Below are 15832 nucleotides of genomic sequence, written 5' to 3'. Positions count from 1 at the left end.
GAAGGCTGTGCTCAGGGACGAGCTCGCTTGGCTCTAAGGGGACACACGCTATCTGACCCGGAGCATCGCAAAACACGATGCCCCAAGGCCGATCATCGTCAATCACAGCCTCAAAGCAAACATACAAGGGGGAGGGAATGAGGGTGGGGTGGATGTCACCCACGATGACCGGTATTAAAGACTACGGCCGTGCCGCGTCTGCCCGGAAATCCACCAGATGTTCTGCCTCTGCCTCTGCCTCTGCCTCTGCCTCTGCCTCTGCCTCTGCCTCTGCCTCTGCCTCTGCCTCTGCCTCTGCCCGCCCCCCTCCCGCCACTTGCAAATGTACTAACTAGTTCGTACTCTTCCGCACCACGTCGGGGAGGACGGACATTGAAGACTTCGATTGCCACGGTTTCGATCAGCGGAGATCTGCGGGAGAAGCTTGAGGCCATTGCTGCGTCTGGCTTCGACGGCGTTGAAATCTTCGAAAACGACTTCCTCGCCTATGACCGTTCGCCGCGCGATGTCGCCCGGATGGTTGCCGACCTCGGCCTGAGCATCACGTTGTTCCAGCCATTTCGCGATTTCGAGGGGCTGCCGGAACCGCAGCGCAGCCAGGCCTTCGAACGGGCCGAACGCAAATTCGACCTCATGGGCGATCTCTGCACCGATCTCATGCTGGTCTGCTCCAGCGTCTCGCCGCTCGCGCTGGGTGGCGTGGATCGCGCCGCAACCGATTTGCGCGAACTTGGCGAACGGGCCGCGAAGAGGAACCTGCGCGTCGGCTATGAGGCCCTCGCCTGGGGGCGCCACGTCAACGACCATCGCGATGCCTGGGAAATCGTCCGCCGGGCCGATCATTGCAGCATCGGCATCATTCTCGACAGCTTCCACACGCTGTCACGCGGCATCGATCCGGAATCGATCCGCAAGATTCCCGGCGACAAGATTTTCATCGTGCAGCTTGCCGATGCGCCCAAGATTGACATGGACCTGCTGTACTGGAGCCGGCACTTCCGCAACATGCCCGGCGAAGGCGACTTGCCGGTGACCGACTTCATGCGCGCGGTGGCGGCAACCGGCTACAACGGGCCGATCTCCCTCGAAATCTTCAATGACCAGTTCCGCAGCGGCTCGCCGCGCACCATCGCTGCCGATGGCCACCGCTCGCTGGTCTATCTGATGGACCAGGTGCGCAACGCTGAACCCGACATTGCCATCGACGTGCAGATCCTGCCGCCCCGCGTCGATGTGCATGGCGTGGCTTTTGTCGAGTTTGCCGCCGACGAAGACGAGGCGCAGACCTTGTCACGCCACCTGCGCCAGCTTGGCTTCCGCCTCACCGGACGCCATCGCAGCAAGGCGGTCGAGCGGTTTACGCAGGGCAATATCAACATCATCATCAACACTGAGCGGGAGGGCTTGGCACACTCCGCCTATCTTACGCACGGCACCTCGGCCTACGCGCTGGGCATGATGGTGGACGACGCCACCGCCACGGTCGAGCGCGCCACCGCGCTGGGCGCGCAATTGTTCAGCCAGCGCGTCGGCCCGGATCAGCTCAGCATCCCGGCCATTCGCGGCATTGGCGGCGGCATAATTTACTTCCTCGACGAAAAGGGCCCGCTTGGCCGGGTGTGGGACATCGAGTTCGAGACCGTCGACGATCCCAGGGCGTTGGCCGATGCCGGCCTGCGCCGGGTCGACCATGTCGCTCAGACGATGAACTACGAGGAGATGCTGACCTGGATCCTGTTCTACCGTTCCATCTTCGTGGTCGAAAAAAGCCCGATGGTGGACGTAGTCGATCCATCCGGACTGGTCCGTAGCCAGGTCATCGAGAATGAGCCTGGCACCCTGCGGCTGACCCTGAACGGCGCCGAAAGCCATCAAACCCTCGCGGGTCGCTTCATCGCCGAAACCTTCGGCTCCAGCATCCAGCACCTAGCCTTTGCCACTGACGACATCTTCCACACTGCCGAAGCGACACGCCGTAACGGCATGAAGGCGCTGGAAATATCGCCAAACTACTATGATGACCTGCAAGCCAGGCTCGGCCTGCCGCACGACCTCCTCGCAAGGTTGCGAGAATTCAGCGTCCTCTACGACCGTGACGAAAACGGCGAATTCTACCAGCTCTATTCAGCCAACGTCGGCGAGGGATTCTTCTTCGAAATCGTCCAGCGAACCGGCGGCTATCGCGGCTATGGCGCCGTCAACGCACCCTTCCGCATCGCAGCCCAGAAACGAGCCCTGCCACTGTCGGCAATGCCGACCGAGGCATAATTATAAAGTAGACCTTGGCGCGAATAGTTGAGGTAAACACCGTATCATCAGCATTGTCGCCAATCGTTCCCTATTTGTTCGGAGTTCTTGGGGTGATCGATGATACGAAAAATCGAATGTGTCTGTATAGGGCCAGCGACAAAAGACTGCGTCTTGCGATGGTCATTCAGTATCTCCTGCGACGATGCCGCGAAGCATGCCGCCCCCCCAAGATGAATCTGCCGCCGCGAGAACCTCGCTGGCGCATCTCAGAGTACAATAGGCTACCGATTTGATCGAGTAAGCAGTGTGCTAACCTTGCCCTGCTCCGGGAAAGGCTCTTGCCCCGGCGTACCGATCACGGGCATTTTGTTTCAATCGCGAAAAATTTTCGCTTTTGAGCGTCCACGATCGCCATCAAACGAAAATCTGTTCTGCCTCAGGGCGCAATTCCACCCACCGGAATGTCGGCGGATTCAGGCAAAACCACTCAACTGAAATGAGATTTCAGACTTGCCGTCGCTCAAGGCAAGTCATTTCAGCAGGGCTGTAGAACAAGAATTTATAGTCTATCGGCTCGGTAGGGATTTGCCCGAGAAGGCGATATTTGTTATGACAGGAGGCTGCAGCGAATGCTCGTCCTCAACCATATGACAGGACTTTCTCATGTCGCATATTTCCCGTCGCAACCTGCTGGTTGCCGCTCTGCTGGCCAGCGTCGCCGTTTCTCCCGCAGTCTTCGCGCAGGATTTCGATGCAGACGCCACCATCCGCATCGGTTCGCTGTATGAGCCACAGAATCTCGACAACACCGCCGGCGCAGGCCAGGGCATCAACGAAGCCTTCAACGGCAACGTCTATGAAGCCCTGTTCCAGCTGACCGATGCCGGCGCTGTCGAGCCAAAGCTGTCCGCTGACTACACCGTCAGCGACGATGGCCTCGTCTATACCTTCACCCTCAAGCAGGGCGTCACCTTCCATTCCGGCGAGCCCCTGACCGCTGCCGACGTGAAATATTCCATCGAGCGCGTCACCGCCGAGACCTCCAAGAGCTCGCGCAAGAAGAGCCTTTCGACCATCACTTCGATCGAGACGCCCGACGACGCCACCGTGGTCATCACCCTTTCGACCCGCTCGATCTCGCTGCCCTACAACCTGTCCTATGTCTGGATCGTCAACGACGCCGCCACCGACATCACCGCCACCGAAGACGGCACCGGCCCATACTCGCTCGAAGAGTGGCGCCGCGGTTCGGCTCTCGCGCTGTCGCGTTTCGACGGCTATTGGGGCGATGCGCCCACCAATGGCGAAGTGATTTACACCTATTTCACCGATGCCACAGCGCTTAACAATGCGCTGCTGACCAATGCCGTGGACGTCGTCACCTCGGTACAGAGCCCGGATTCGCTGGCTCAGTTCACCGGCAACCCGGCTTACACCGTCACCGAAGGCGCTTCGACGACCAAGGAGCTGCTGGCCTATAACGACCGCGTCGCACCCTTCGACAACGTCAAGGTCCGCAAGGCCCTGGCCCGCGCCACCGACAAGGCCAAGCTGCTCAACTTCATCTGGGGCGAATACGGTACGCTGATCGGCTCCTTCGTGCCGCCTACCGATCCATGGTATGTCGATCTGACTGCCGTCGATGCCTATGACGTCGAAAGCGCCAAGGCACTGCTGGCCGAAGCCGGCTTCCCCGATGGCTTCGAGTTCACCCTCGACACCCCTGATTACGATCCGCACCCCATCGTGGCGCAGTTCCTCCAGGCCGAATATGCCAAGATCGGCGTCAAGGTGAACATCAACATCATCACCGCCAACGAGTGGTACACCAAGATCTACCAGGAGAAAAATTTCCAGGCGACGCTGCAGGAACACGTCAATCACCGCGACATCGTGTTCTACGGCAACCCTGATTTCTACTGGGGCTACAACAACCCCGAGGTGGTCAAGCTGGTCGCCGATGCTGAAGCTGCCGGCTCGGTCGACGAGCAGACTGCCAAGCTGACGGAAGCCAACAAGCTCATCGCCGAAGATGCCGCTGGCAACTGGCTCTACCTCTACCCGCAGATCGTCGTCTCGGCTGCCACCGTCACCGGCTACCCGGTCAACGGCCTGAACTCGCAGTTCTTCGCCTATGACATCGAGAAGGCGAAGTAAGCGCTAACTCAACGCTAACAGTCTGCTAACGAGTTCAAGGGGCGGGTAAATGTGCGGAAACGCCATTTGTCCGGCCCTCGCCATTGGGCTAGACACACAGACGCGCCCATAGATTCCGAAAGACCCGTCCCATTCTCGCCTATACCTTGCGCCGGCTGGCCATCCTTGTCCTGTCCTTGCTGATCGCAGCCGTCGTGCTGTTCCTGTTGTTGCGCCTGCTGCCCGGCGACCCCGCCAATGCCCTGCTAGGCGTCGGCGCTACCGAACAGCAGATCGCCGCCGCCCGCGCCCAGCTCGGCTCGGACCAGCCGCTTTATGCCCAGTTTCTCGGCTTCGTCGGCAACCTCGCCCGCTTCGATCTCGGCACCTCCTTTGTCAGCCGTGCTGCGGTGCTGGATGAAATCGGCAACCGCATGTCGGTCACCTTGCCGCTGACCCTGCTCGGTTTCATCGTCGCGCTGATCATTGCCGTCCCCCTCGGCATCGTGGCCGCCGTCCGCTCCACCCGCTGGTACGGCGCCGCTATTTCGGTGGTCTCGCAACTCGGCATCGCCATCCCGGTCTTCTGGCTCGGCATCCTCCTCGTCACTCTGTTCGCCATCAATCTCCGCCTGCTCCCCTCCGGCGGTTTTCCGCTCAAGGGCTGGGCCAACTTTGGCGAGGCCAGTACGGCTATGGTCCTGCCAGTCATCACTATTTCGCTGGTCATGGCCGCCTCGCTGCTGCGCTATGTCCGCGCCGCCACGCTTGACGTGCTGGGCAGCGACTACATCCGCACCGCCCGCGCCCTCGGCGTCTCTTTCCCCGAAGCCCTGATCCGCCACGGCATGCGCAATGGCGCCGTCCCGGTCGTGTCGATCCTCGGCATCGAACTGGCCAGCACCTTCCTCGGCGCCGTGGTCATCGAGCGCGTCTTTTCGCTGCCCGGCCTCGGCTCCATGCTCCTGCTCGCCATCCAGCAACGCGATTATCCCAACGTGCAGGGCGTGCTCTTCGTCTCGACCCTTATGGTGCTGCTGATCGGCTTCGCCGCGGACCTGCTGCAGCGCCTGATCGACCCGCGCCTGCGCGACCGAACCAGAACATCATGACCACGCTCGATCAAATCGCCGCCCCAAATCGCCGTCGCCGCTTCGGCTCGCTCACCCTGTGGGCTGGCATAGCGCTCGTCGGCATCCACATCGCCGTCGGCCTGCTGACGGTGGTCTGGTCGCCCTATGATCCCAGCGGCATGACCGGCGGCCGCCTCGAAGCCCCATCGTGGCTGCATTGGGCCGGAACCGACCGTCTCGGCCGCGATTTCCTCACCCAGATCATGATCGGCTCCCGCATCGCGCTGATCGTCGGCACCGGCGCCGCGGCCATCGGCGCCATCATCGGCGTCACGCTCGGCCTGCTGGCCGCCTTCGCCACCAAGCTGCTCGACGACGCCTTCGCCGCCACACTCGACATTCTGATCGCCTTCCCGACACTGCTCATAGCCATGCTGGTGGTCGCTGCCGCCGACACGGCAAACCTCGGCTCCGCCATATTCGCCCTCGGCATTGCCCTTTCTGCCATCGTCGCCCGCCTCACCCGCATCCTGACTAAGCGCGTGCTGCTGCTCGATTACATCACCGCCGCCCGCACCTCCGGCACCTCGTGGTTGGGGATCGTCTTCCGCCACATCCTGCCCAATATCTGGCCGACGCTATCGGTCAGTTTCGCCCTGCAGTTCGGCCTCGCCGCCATCGCCGAGGCGTCACTGTCCTATCTCGGCCTCGGCGCTCCGCCACCCAACGCGTCATGGGGCCGGCTGCTGCAAGAGGCCCAAGGCACGGTCTACACCGCCCCCATCGGCGCCATCGCCCCCGGCATTGCGCTGGTCTCGCTGGTCATCGGCATAAACCTGCTCGCCGATGGCCTTCGCGACAGCGTGGACCCGACGAGGCGCGCCCGATGAGTGCCCTGCTCGACATCAAGCAACTCTCCCTGCACACGGAAAACGTCCGCCTGCTGTACGGCGTCGATCTCACCATTGCTCCCGGCGAGCGCGTCGGGCTGATCGGGGAATCCGGTTCCGGCAAGTCGCTCACCGCCATGGCCGCCACCGGCCTGCTCCCCACTAATATCCGAGCCTCGGGCAGCATCACACTGGCCGGCCGACCGGTGATCGACGCTTCGGAGCACCAGCTCAACCTGCTGCGTGGTAGCGCTGCTGCCGTGGTATTCCAGGAACCGCTGACGGCGCTCGATCCGCTGATGCGCATTGGCCGCCAGATTGCCGAGCCCCTGCGACGCCGTGCCGCCCGCGACGGCCAACGCCTGAGTGGCACCGAACTCGATGCAGCAGTACTGGCCATGATGGGTGACGTCGCCCTGCCCGACCCCGAGCGCATCGCCCGCGCCTATCCGCACGAGATTTCCGGCGGCCAACGCCAGCGCGTCGCCATCGCCATGGCCCTCGCCTGCAAACCGTCGCTGCTAATCGCCGACGAGCCAACTACGGCGCTCGATGTCACCACGCAGGCCGAGATCCTCTGCCTACTCGACCGGCTGGTACGGGAGCGCAACATGGCGCTGCTGTTTATCAGCCACGACTTGCCGGTCGTTGCCGGCATCGTCGACCGCGTCGTCGTCCTGCGCCAGGGCGAAGTGGTCGAAGCAGGTCCTGTCCACCAGGTCTTCGCCCACCCGCAACACGCCTACACACAGTCCCTCGTAGCCGCCGCCCACGCCTTCGATACGGCTTTGGGCGCTGCACCATGAGCCTGCTCAAGGTCGATAATGTGACGTTCGGCTATTCCAGCGGCAAGTCCGTGCTGGCTGGCGTCTCCCTGGATATCGGCCCCGGCGACACCATCGGGCTCGTCGGCGAATCCGGCTCCGGCAAATCCACGCTCTTGCGCCTGTTGCTAGGGCTGACCCGCCCTAACAGCGGCAGCATCAGCTTCAATGGCACAGCCCTCGATCCTCGCAACGCCCAGTTCATGCGCGCCTATCGCCGCCAGGTTCAGATCGTTTTTCAGGACCCCTATTCTTCACTCGATCCACGCCAGACTGTACTATCCATCGTCGCCGAACCGCTGCGCTCACTGAAAATCGCTCGCGACCATAGGCAGATGGTGATGGAGGCGCTGGTCTCTGTTGGCCTTGAACCCACCATTCTCGGTCGCTATCCGCATGAGTTCTCCGGCGGCCAGCGCCAGCGTATCGCAATCGCACGCGCCATCGTCGCCGGACCCAGCCTGCTGCTGGCCGACGAGGCGGTCAGCGCGCTCGACCTCTCGACCCGCATCCGCATCGTTGAACTCTTGAAACAGCTCAGCGCCAGCATGACCCTGGTCTTCGTCTCGCACGATATCGGCGTTGTGGCCGCACTCTGCGAAAAGATCGTCATTCTCGAACAGGGCCGGATCGTCGAATCCGGCGACACCAAAACCATCCTCGCCAATCCACAACACCCCTATACGCAGCGGCTGCTTGCCAGCGTGCCGCGCATGCCAGCCTGAAGGAACCCATCATGTCCGCACCCATCGACTATCTCGCCCAGATCGAAGCCTGGAAGCTCACGCGCCTCGCCGCCCTCAAGGCCCCGGAAGGCTGGCTCAACATCATCGGTCGCTTCTGGCTTGAAGCCGGGACCGTGACCTTCGGTACCGCTGCAGACAATGATCTCGTGCTGTCCGCCGGCCCTGCTCATGCCGGCTCGATCACCCAGGGCGACACAGGTGGCGTCAGCTTCACGCCCATGAACGGCGCACCGCAGGCGATCAAGCTCGACAAGCATCACCCACCGCGCTTCACCATTGAAAATCTGCTATGCGAAGTCACCACGCTTAATGGCCAGAACGCCCTGCGCATCCGCGACACAGCATCGACGGCCCCGGCAGAGCTCACCGGCATCGATTATTTCCAAACCGATCCGAAGTGGCGCATCGAGGCTGAATGGGTTTCGCTCGAAACCCCAAAAGGCATGACAGTCGATACCAGCAAGTCCATCCCGACCGATGTCGAAGCCACGCACAAAGCAGTCTTCACCCTGGATGGCCAGCTGTTCGAGCTGTTCGCCACCCATGGCACGGCGTCCTCGCCGCAGATCGTGATCCGGGACCTGACCTCGCGTGACAGTACCTATCGGGCATCGCGCTTCGTGTTCGGCGAAGACGTCACTGAAACTACCATCACGCTCGATTTCAACAAGGCTATCAACCCGCCTTGCGCCTTCACCGAGCATGCCGTCTGCCCGCTGCCCCCCACCGAAAACGTGCTGCCGATCCGCATCGAAGCCGGCGAAAAGCGCCTTGCCGATAGCCACTGACACAGCCCGGCATTGCGAAACGTCCTCAAAGCCTGGCGCTTCCTGCTGCGGCTCCAGATAGATTTCATCAACCAAAAGCCGCCACCGCCATCTGAAACACGCCGTCCCACCGGGAACAAAGACCCCGCAGCTTGCGCATGGGGTCCAGCGCTACCTGCCTCCACGACTCGGGTTGGTGCTGAAGGGGCACACCCCCCTTCAGTGCCACAAGGCCGCCATGACCTTCGGCTACCGGCAGCGCTTCGTCAGGAGCGCCATTCAGTCTCACGACGAGGTTTGCTAACGGCGCAACGCACTTAGTCCCCTCGTAGCCATTGCCCCCTCACTGCCATTGGCTTAGTCAACTGCAAGCGGAGTTGCCATGGCCAGCAGTTTGAACGTCCACTTCACGACCAATGAGACGGCGGAAGCCAATGCCGCGGCCAACCGGCTCATGGAGCGCTACGGCCAAGTGCCACTAACCGAGGCCACGATTGTCGTTGCGCTCGGCGGCGATGGCCTGATGCTGCAAACGCTACACCGCGTCATGCGCACCGGCATTCCAGTCTACGGCATGAATTTCGGCTCGGTCGGTTTCATGATGAACGGCTTTTCCGAAGACAATCTCGCCGAACGCCTCGAAGCCGTCCAGCGCACGCGCATTTTCCCGCTCTCGATGCAGGTGCTCGATAGCTCAGGCACAACACAGATCGCCTTGGCCCTCAACGAAGTTTCGCTGTTCCGCTCAACCTATCAGGCGGCCAAGATCCAGATCATTGTCGACGGCGAAACCCGGCTCGACGAGCTGATCTGCGATGGCGTGCTGCTGTCGACCCCGGCAGGCTCCACCGCCTATAACCTGTCGGCGCACGGCCCCATCCTTCCTATTGAAGCCCAATTGCTGGCCTTGACACCGATCTCGCCCTTCCGCCCACGCCGCTGGCGTGGAGCGATCCTGACCAATCGCGCCGAGGTTCGCTTTGTAACGCACGAAGCCGCCAAGCGCCCGGTCAGTGCAGTCGCTGACAACATCGAATTTCAGAACGTGCTGGAAGTCACAGTCCGCGAAGATCGTACCCACGGCGTAACACTGCTGTTTGACCCAGGCACCAGCCTCGAGGAACGCGTGCTCAGTGAGCAGTTCCGCTTCTAGACTCTATCAGCAATCAGGCGGCCGGCAGTGCCAGCCGACGCTCGTCTTTGGGAGACGGCAGCGCCATTGGTGCCGCAGCCTCCATCGCAAACGCCGCCATCACCCCGCGCGCAGCCTTGCGCGCCAAGACGATATTCTGCTCGCTGAGATAGGCAAATGCCTCCTCCAGATCTTCGGGAATGACGCCGTCATGCTCGGCTATCAGTTCTTCGGTCAGCGCCGTCACCACGAAATGCCGTGCGCCAGCATCATCGGCCAGGTCACTGGTGCGCGCATGCAGCACCAGCCGGGCCAGCAGGTTGCGTACGCCCTCCCCCAGGCCGCAGCGAATGAACAGCGCGTTCAGCGCTGCCCGGCTGCCGCTTTCCAACAGGGTGAACACTTTGCCGCGCGGCGTCTGCGCCAGTTCCGCCAGGCAGTCCGCAAAAAACATCACATGGCCCGTCACCACGGCATGTAGCAGCACCCGGGTGTTGACTTTGTCGCTGCCTATCAGGTCGCTGACATAGCCGGCCTTGGCCTGCACCGCCTCGCGCTCGCCGATGGCCGACAGCGCCGTGTCGGAGCTATCGCGCAATAGCCGCCCAAGTCGCTCCGGCGCCAGGGCGCCCTTGACGATACGCGCGCCGCGCAATGCCTCGGTGACCTTCTGCACCAGATGCAGTCGCGCCGCTGCCGGCAAGTCCCTGCGGGCCAGCAATGCGCCGCGCATTTCAGCCTTATCGGCCAAGCTATGGGACAGTTCGGTCAGTAACACATCGCCCAGCGCCACATCGAGCCGGCGCAGCAGCCGCAACGTCACCGCACCCTGCCCGCGCGCCACGATGGCTCCGGCCAGTCGCGGGCTCAGCACCGTGCGCTGGCCGACCGCGATCAGCATCGACAGATCGAGCGTCTTGACCAAGCCAATCAGGTCCGCATCGATCAGCACGGGGGAATATTGGATCACCGCGCGGGCAATAATCGCGCTGTCGTGCAGCAAGGCCAGCATGATAGGCCGCGGCGCTTCGCCGGAATGCAACAGGCCGTAGGCCAGCGCAGCTCGCACCTTGACCGATGGATCATCGAGAAAGCCGATCAGCGCGGCATAGAGCGCGGCATGCTCGTCGGCAGGACCAAAATGGTTGAGGTAGGCCAGCGCGGACAAGTGTGCTGCACTGCCGCGCTCTTCGCTCACCAGCGATTGAGACAGCGATACGAACTCTTGATACGCAACCATTTTACACTCCGCACACCGGCAGAGCTCAACCTAGCGGCGAAGATTTAAGGAACGGTTCACCATAACCGCCTGAGGCTTGAACCGCCCAAGCCCACCGCGCTCTACTGCGCGTAAAGCTGGGTAAAGAAGCCGCCGCCATCGTCAGTACCGGTTACCGGCAACTCTTCCTCGTTCTTGAACAGCCCGGTGAATGACATGTTCGCCGGCGAGAAACGCGACGGAACAACAGGCACTTCAGGTGCGGCAGGTTGCCCCGCCATCTGCTGCGCCGCGAACGGGGCACTGGTGCCCGCGCCCTCATGCTTGGCTACTAGCACGCGATACACATCGCGAATGGTCCGCGGCTGCCCGTCCGAATAAAAGATCGTCCTATTGGCCTGCGCCTGCTTGGGAAAGAGGTTCGCCGCTATCTGGTCAGGGTCCTGCAGTCCGGCGTTGAACATCCGTTCCGCCCCCTGCGCGCCCAGGAAATGCGCGATGTAGAGTTCTCCAGCGCTGGGCCGGCGACCGAATCGCCCTTCGAGATATTCGCCGTTGGATTTGGTGAAGGCCGCCGCGAGGTCAGCCGCCATCTGCGGGTCCTTGCGCATTTCGAGGATTTGCGCCTTCACCGCCGGATCGGCCACCGCGTAGTCGCCGCTGCCATTTTTGCTGATATTGCTGGCTATATCGCCATAGCCCAGCCGCGGCCCCTCTTCCTTGAGCACCTGCAGCCAGGTGCTCTCGACGAACTGAAACAGCCCTGTTGCCGATGAGGTCTGCGCCTTGGCCTGCGGGTTGAGACTGCTTTCGCGGATCGCCGTCTGCAACAAATAGTCGAAATCCACGCCATTCCGGTCGCCTGCTGCCGTCAGCATATAGGCAAGGCTTTGTGGCACCGAAATTGGCTGTACGCCCATCTGACGGCTTGTCCTCTAGAGGGCCTCGGAGATCACTCAAAGTTCGCAGAAGGGCGAACGTCTCCAGAATCGTTCGCCTCACTAAGCCACAGCAACGGTTAACCGATTATTAACCATCCCTACCACGACGTTACTTGCCCCAGTAGGTGACCACATCGGCCAAAGGCGGGCGCGGGCGGTCCTCGATGGTGGCCGTCGGCGTGCCGATATGGATGAACCCAACAATGCGCTCGCCCAATGCTGCACCCAGCATCGCGGCCGCTTCGTCGTTGAACGCATACCAGCGCGTCACCCATGACGCACCAAAGCCTAGCGCATACGCGGCATGAATCAGGTTGAACGCGACGTTGCCGGCCGACATCAACTGTTCGATTTCCGGCACTTTGGGGTGGTCCTTGGGCGCTGAAATCACCACCACGGTCAGCGGCGCAGGCAGGAAACGTTGCCGCTCGATCTCGATGCTTGCCTCGTCGGTGCCCGGGTTGTTGCGCGCATAAATCTCCGCCAGCTTCGCGCCAGCCTCCATCCGCGCCTGACCCTCGATGACCACCAGCCGCCACGGCGCGATCTTGCCATGGTCCGGCACGCGCGTCGCAATGGTCAGCAATTGCTCGAGCTCTGCAGCGGTCGGACCCGGCTCCTTGAGAAAGGCCGTTCCTACCGAGCGGCGAGTCAGCAGGTAGTCACGCAGGGCAGTATTGGCGGGCATCTCACTCTCCGGATTTCGACCAAGCTCTATCCTCAACCGGCTGGCGTCGCCAGCATATGCGACAAATTCCGCCTCGCCCTCCATTGCGCTGTTTTCATCCATCGATCTCTGTGACACAGCTTTTCCCCATTCGCCGCCTAAGACGCCAAAACGATTCAATCCGTTTGCCCCGGGAGACCCGATGCGCCTGCGACCATTCATGGCCCTGCTGTTTGTGCTGGCTATCGCGGCGCCCGCCGTCCCTACGCTCTCGACACCGTCCTACGCGCAAACCGCTGCAGAAATGCCGCCCATGCCGCGCCCGCGTCCCGATCCGGATAGCCTGCCCTCATCGCAGGGGGGCGCCCGGCCCGAACAAACGCCTGCCACCGATGCGATATCCGACCTCACGTCTGTACCCCAGCCGGTAATACTGACGGCCCGCATCACGCCGGACGGCGCCCAAATCCCAGACGGCCTCGTGTGGCGCATTTTCGACACCGTCCCCGATGCCAGCGGCGAACTGGCATTGGTGGCAAAGTCAGAACTCGGCCAGGCGACGGTCGAACTGCCACCCGGCGAATATGTGGTCCATGTCGCCTATGGCAGGGCTCAGACCAGCGATGGGCTGTCGGTCGTGCCCGGCTCCAACGAAAAGTCTTTCGTCATCGATGCCGGCGCCCTGCGGCTCAATTCCGCAGTTACAGGCGACATCCCAATTCCCGTCGACCTGCTGAAGTTCGACATTTTCACCTCGGGCAATGAGGGCGACCGAACTCCGGTGGCTGAAGGCCTGGCGGCCAATGACATTGTCACGCTCAATGCCGGCACCTACCACATCGTCTCCCATTTCGGCTCGATCAACGCCGTGGTGCGTGCCGACCTGCGGGTCGAGGCGGGCCAGTTGACCGACGCGACACTCTACCATCACGCCAGCCAGGTTTCGTTCAAACTGGTCTCCGAGGCCGGCGGCGAGGCCATTGCCGACGTCGAATGGACTGTCAAGACGCCAGACGGTGCGACGGTATTTACCGAACTCGGCGCCTTCCCTACTACAGTGCTGGCCGAGGGCGACTATTCCGTTCTCGCCAAGCAAGGCAGCCAGGTCTTCAACCGCGAGTTCCAGGTCCAGCCCGGCGCCGCACGCGAAATCGAAGTTCTGACCGCTGTCTACTAGGCGTCATCGTCGCCCACTATCTAGCTATTGAAGCCTCGCGGCCAAAAGTACACATTGCCGACAACCGAAAGCGGAGAAACCACAATGATGTTCAGCATAAATGTCGGACGGCGCCTCGGCCTTCTGGCCACAGCCTGTCTCTTGAGCGTAGCCCTGCCGGCGACTACAGCCTGGGCGCAAAAGACCAAGACCAAGGACGCGCCGGCCGTACAGGCGGCGGAACCCGTGGCAGCCACCGCGTTCACCATCGATATTCCCGAGATCGACGCCGTCGATTCCAATGTCGATGATGACACCCTGCGCGCCATTTTCAGCGGCGGCGTGGCGGATAATGCCGATGCACTTGCCGGCCTTACCGCAACCAGCATCACCATTCCAACCATCACCATCACCATCGGCACCACCACCACGGTCGACGGCGACGCGCCCCAGTCTACCGTCACCTTCAACGACCTGGTTCTGACCGATGTAACCGACGGCAACGCAGCAAGCGTTGCGCTAGCTGGCTGGTCCGTTGATGCGGGCGATGAGGGCACCGGTGAGTTCGGCGAAGTATCGGCCGCCAACTTCAATATTGCCGGCGTGCTTGGCCTTTACGGTCTCGTCGACGGCGATACGCCGTCCGAAATGCAGACCATCTACACCGATGTCTCGTTTGCCGGCGGCACCTTCGAAGCCCCGGACCTCAGTTGCTCGGTGGGCAGCATGAGCGTGGGCGAACTGAAGGCCCGACCGCTCAACACCTCCTTCGCCGAGACGGTCAGCCTGATCAAATCGCTTGAGGGCCAGGACGATCCATCGCCCGAAACCATCGGCACGCTGCTGCGCATCTACGGCGACTTTTTCACCGCCTTTGAATCCTCTCCAGCAACCTTCGATGGTTTTGATTGCTCGGGCGAGGACGAAGGCCGCCCTATGAGCTTTTCCATTGCCGGCATGACCATGGGCGGCATGAGCCCCGGTATCTATCCGTCCATCGCCATGGATGGCCTCGATATCGCGGTAGACGGCGACGGCACCATTAAGGTGGGCAACCTGACCATCAAGGAAATGGACCTGTCGGGCCCGCTCGCTGCCATCGCGGCGGCTCCTGCGGCCCTCGATGAAGCCTGGTTCATGGCCAACGCCCGCGCCCTGGTCCCGGCTTTTGAAGGCTTCGCCTTCAGCGATGTCGTCGTCGATATCCCCGACCCAGAGGCCGATGGCGAACGCATTGCCGCCAGCATCGGCAATTTCGACCTGACGCTCGGCGCCTATTTCAACGGCATCCCCACAGATGTGCTGACCACGGCCAGCAATATCCTGGTCGACCTGCCCGAGGAGACCGATGACGAACAGCTGCAGCAGTTGATCGACCTGGGCATCACCAGCGTCGATACCGGCTTCACGGTCGATGCATCCTGGAGCGAGGCCGAGGACACCATCACCATCGACGAGCTCTCGCTGACCGGCGCCGATCTCGCCACTGTCGCGCTCTCAGGCACACTCGGCAACGCCGGCGAAGCGCTGTTCAGTCTCGACGAAAACGAAGCCCTCGCCGCAGCAATGGGCGTCGCCATCCGTAGCCTCAAACTCGATATCGATGATGCAGGCCTGTCCGACATCGTCCTGGCCCGCTTTGCCGCAGATCAGGGCTCGGATCCGGCAACCCTGCGCCCGGTCTATGCCGGACTGGCCGAAGGCAGCGTCATCGGCATCCTGGCCGGCGCCGCCGAAGCCCAGAAGGTTGGCGCAGCACTCAGTGCCTTCATCAGCGGCAAAGCCAAGCACCTGACCATCGACATGACCTCCAAAGATGCCCAAGGCCTAGGCATGCTCGACTTCATGGCCGCCGAAGACGACCCAACCGCATTGATCGGCAAGGTCACCATCGACGCTACGGCGAAGTAGAGTATTTGTTGGGACAACCCACCGATCCTCCCCCTGACAGGGGGAGGAATTCTATCGAGTGCTTGGCAAAATCCCGCCTAATCCCTCCCCCTCATCAGGGGGACTTCGAACCGGCCGCAG

General features: G+C 62.0%; 13 protein-coding genes. 10 read left to right on the top strand and 3 right to left on the bottom strand.

Annotation, left to right across the window (positions count from 1 at the left end):
- Positions 1–372 precede the first annotated feature (372 nt).
- The 8 genes from WH91_RS03555 (at position 373) to WH91_RS03515 (ending at position 9839) form a co-directional block, all read left to right on the top strand.
- Positions 373–2268: a bifunctional sugar phosphate isomerase/epimerase/4-hydroxyphenylpyruvate dioxygenase family protein gene (locus WH91_RS03555; protein WP_046169639.1), complete on the top strand. Its 1896-nt coding sequence runs from the start codon at positions 373–375 to the stop codon at positions 2266–2268.
- A 645-nt stretch (positions 2269–2913) separates the two neighbouring features.
- Entirely contained in the window at positions 2914–4407 is a 1494-nt protein-coding gene (locus tag WH91_RS03550; RefSeq protein ID WP_082101975.1) for an ABC transporter substrate-binding protein, read from the top strand.
- Between the two features lie 146 nt (positions 4408–4553).
- Positions 4554–5498: an ABC transporter permease gene (locus WH91_RS03545; RefSeq protein WP_046169638.1), complete on the top strand. Its 945-nt coding sequence runs from the start codon at positions 4554–4556 to the stop codon at positions 5496–5498.
- Positions 5495–6349, top strand: a complete 855-nt coding sequence (locus tag WH91_RS03540) for an ABC transporter permease (protein WP_046169637.1) — start codon at positions 5495–5497, stop codon at positions 6347–6349. Before WH91_RS03545 ends, WH91_RS03540 begins: the two co-directional genes overlap by 4 nt.
- On the top strand, positions 6346–7155 hold the full coding sequence (locus WH91_RS03535; protein WP_046169636.1) for an ATP-binding cassette domain-containing protein: 810 nt from the start codon (positions 6346–6348) through the stop codon (positions 7153–7155). The genes WH91_RS03540 and WH91_RS03535 overlap by 4 nt, the downstream gene beginning before the upstream one ends.
- The gene (locus tag WH91_RS03530; RefSeq protein WP_046169635.1) at positions 7152–7898 is read left to right on the top strand and encodes an ABC transporter ATP-binding protein; all 747 of its coding nucleotides are present in this window, start codon (positions 7152–7154) and stop codon (positions 7896–7898) included. Before WH91_RS03535 ends, WH91_RS03530 begins: the two co-directional genes overlap by 4 nt.
- Positions 7899–7909: 11 nt before the next feature.
- Positions 7910–8707, top strand: a complete 798-nt coding sequence (locus WH91_RS03525; RefSeq protein WP_046169634.1) for a DUF1684 domain-containing protein — start codon at positions 7910–7912, stop codon at positions 8705–8707.
- A 361-nt stretch (positions 8708–9068) separates the two neighbouring features.
- On the top strand, positions 9069–9839 hold the full coding sequence (locus tag WH91_RS03515) for an NAD kinase (protein ID WP_046169632.1): 771 nt from the start codon (positions 9069–9071) through the stop codon (positions 9837–9839).
- A 13-nt stretch (positions 9840–9852) separates the two neighbouring features.
- Here the strand turns inward: WH91_RS03515 and WH91_RS03510 are convergent, their stop codons facing one another.
- The 3 genes from WH91_RS03510 to WH91_RS03500 all read right to left on the bottom strand — a co-directional run bounded on the left by WH91_RS03510 (position 9853) and on the right by WH91_RS03500 (position 12666).
- Positions 9853–11058: a DUF2336 domain-containing protein gene (locus tag WH91_RS03510; RefSeq protein ID WP_046169631.1), complete on the bottom strand. Its 1206-nt coding sequence runs from the start codon at positions 11056–11058 to the stop codon at positions 9853–9855.
- 101 nt (positions 11059–11159) lie between these two features.
- Positions 11160–11957 carry a transglycosylase SLT domain-containing protein gene (locus tag WH91_RS03505; protein ID WP_052952565.1) on the bottom strand — a complete coding sequence of 266 codons (798 nt, stop codon included), beginning with the start codon at positions 11955–11957 and terminating at the stop codon, positions 11160–11162.
- Between the two features lie 130 nt (positions 11958–12087).
- On the bottom strand, positions 12088–12666 hold the full coding sequence (locus WH91_RS03500) for a nitroreductase family protein (protein ID WP_046169645.1): 579 nt from the start codon (positions 12664–12666) through the stop codon (positions 12088–12090).
- A gap of 181 nt (positions 12667–12847) precedes the next feature.
- Between WH91_RS03500 and WH91_RS03495 the strand changes: the two genes are divergently transcribed.
- Together WH91_RS03495 and WH91_RS03490 are read left to right on the top strand one after the other, a co-directional pair.
- Entirely contained in the window at positions 12848–13822 is a 975-nt protein-coding gene (locus tag WH91_RS03495) for a hypothetical protein (protein WP_052952564.1), read from the top strand.
- A gap of 84 nt (positions 13823–13906) precedes the next feature.
- Positions 13907–15712 (top strand): hypothetical protein, encoded by a 1806-nt coding sequence (locus WH91_RS03490; protein ID WP_046169630.1) that lies wholly within the window; start codon positions 13907–13909, stop codon positions 15710–15712.
- The last annotated feature ends 120 nt before the right edge of the window (positions 15713–15832 follow it).

The organism is Devosia psychrophila (assembly GCF_000971275.1).
Classification (GTDB): domain Bacteria; phylum Pseudomonadota; class Alphaproteobacteria; order Rhizobiales; family Devosiaceae; genus Devosia; species Devosia psychrophila.
This window is presented reverse-complemented; position numbering and strand designations above follow the sequence as displayed.

Bases quoted from the DNA above. Each gene is read 5' to 3' on its own strand.
- WH91_RS03550 (WP_082101975.1), top strand. From the start codon at position 2,914: ATGTCGCATATTTCCCGTCGCAACCTGCTGGTTGCCGCTCTGCTGGCC.
- WH91_RS03540 (WP_046169637.1), top strand. From the start codon at position 5,495: ATGACCACGCTCGATCAAATCGCCGCCCCAAATCGCCGTCGCCGCTTC.
- WH91_RS03535 (WP_046169636.1), top strand. From the start codon at position 6,346: ATGAGTGCCCTGCTCGACATCAAGCAACTCTCCCTGCACACGGAAAAC.
- WH91_RS03530 (WP_046169635.1), top strand. From the start codon at position 7,152: ATGAGCCTGCTCAAGGTCGATAATGTGACGTTCGGCTATTCCAGCGGC.
- WH91_RS03525 (WP_046169634.1), top strand. From the start codon at position 7,910: ATGTCCGCACCCATCGACTATCTCGCCCAGATCGAAGCCTGGAAGCTC.
- WH91_RS03515 (WP_046169632.1), top strand. From the start codon at position 9,069: ATGGCCAGCAGTTTGAACGTCCACTTCACGACCAATGAGACGGCGGAA.
- WH91_RS03510 (WP_046169631.1), bottom strand. From the start codon at position 11,058: ATGGTTGCGTATCAAGAGTTCGTATCGCTGTCTCAATCGCTGGTGAGC.
- WH91_RS03505 (WP_052952565.1), bottom strand. From the start codon at position 11,957: ATGGGCGTACAGCCAATTTCGGTGCCACAAAGCCTTGCCTATATGCTG.
- WH91_RS03500 (WP_046169645.1), bottom strand. From the start codon at position 12,666: ATGCCCGCCAATACTGCCCTGCGTGACTACCTGCTGACTCGCCGCTCG.
- WH91_RS03495 (WP_052952564.1), top strand. From the start codon at position 12,848: ATGCGCCTGCGACCATTCATGGCCCTGCTGTTTGTGCTGGCTATCGCG.
- WH91_RS03490 (WP_046169630.1), top strand. From the start codon at position 13,907: ATGATGTTCAGCATAAATGTCGGACGGCGCCTCGGCCTTCTGGCCACA.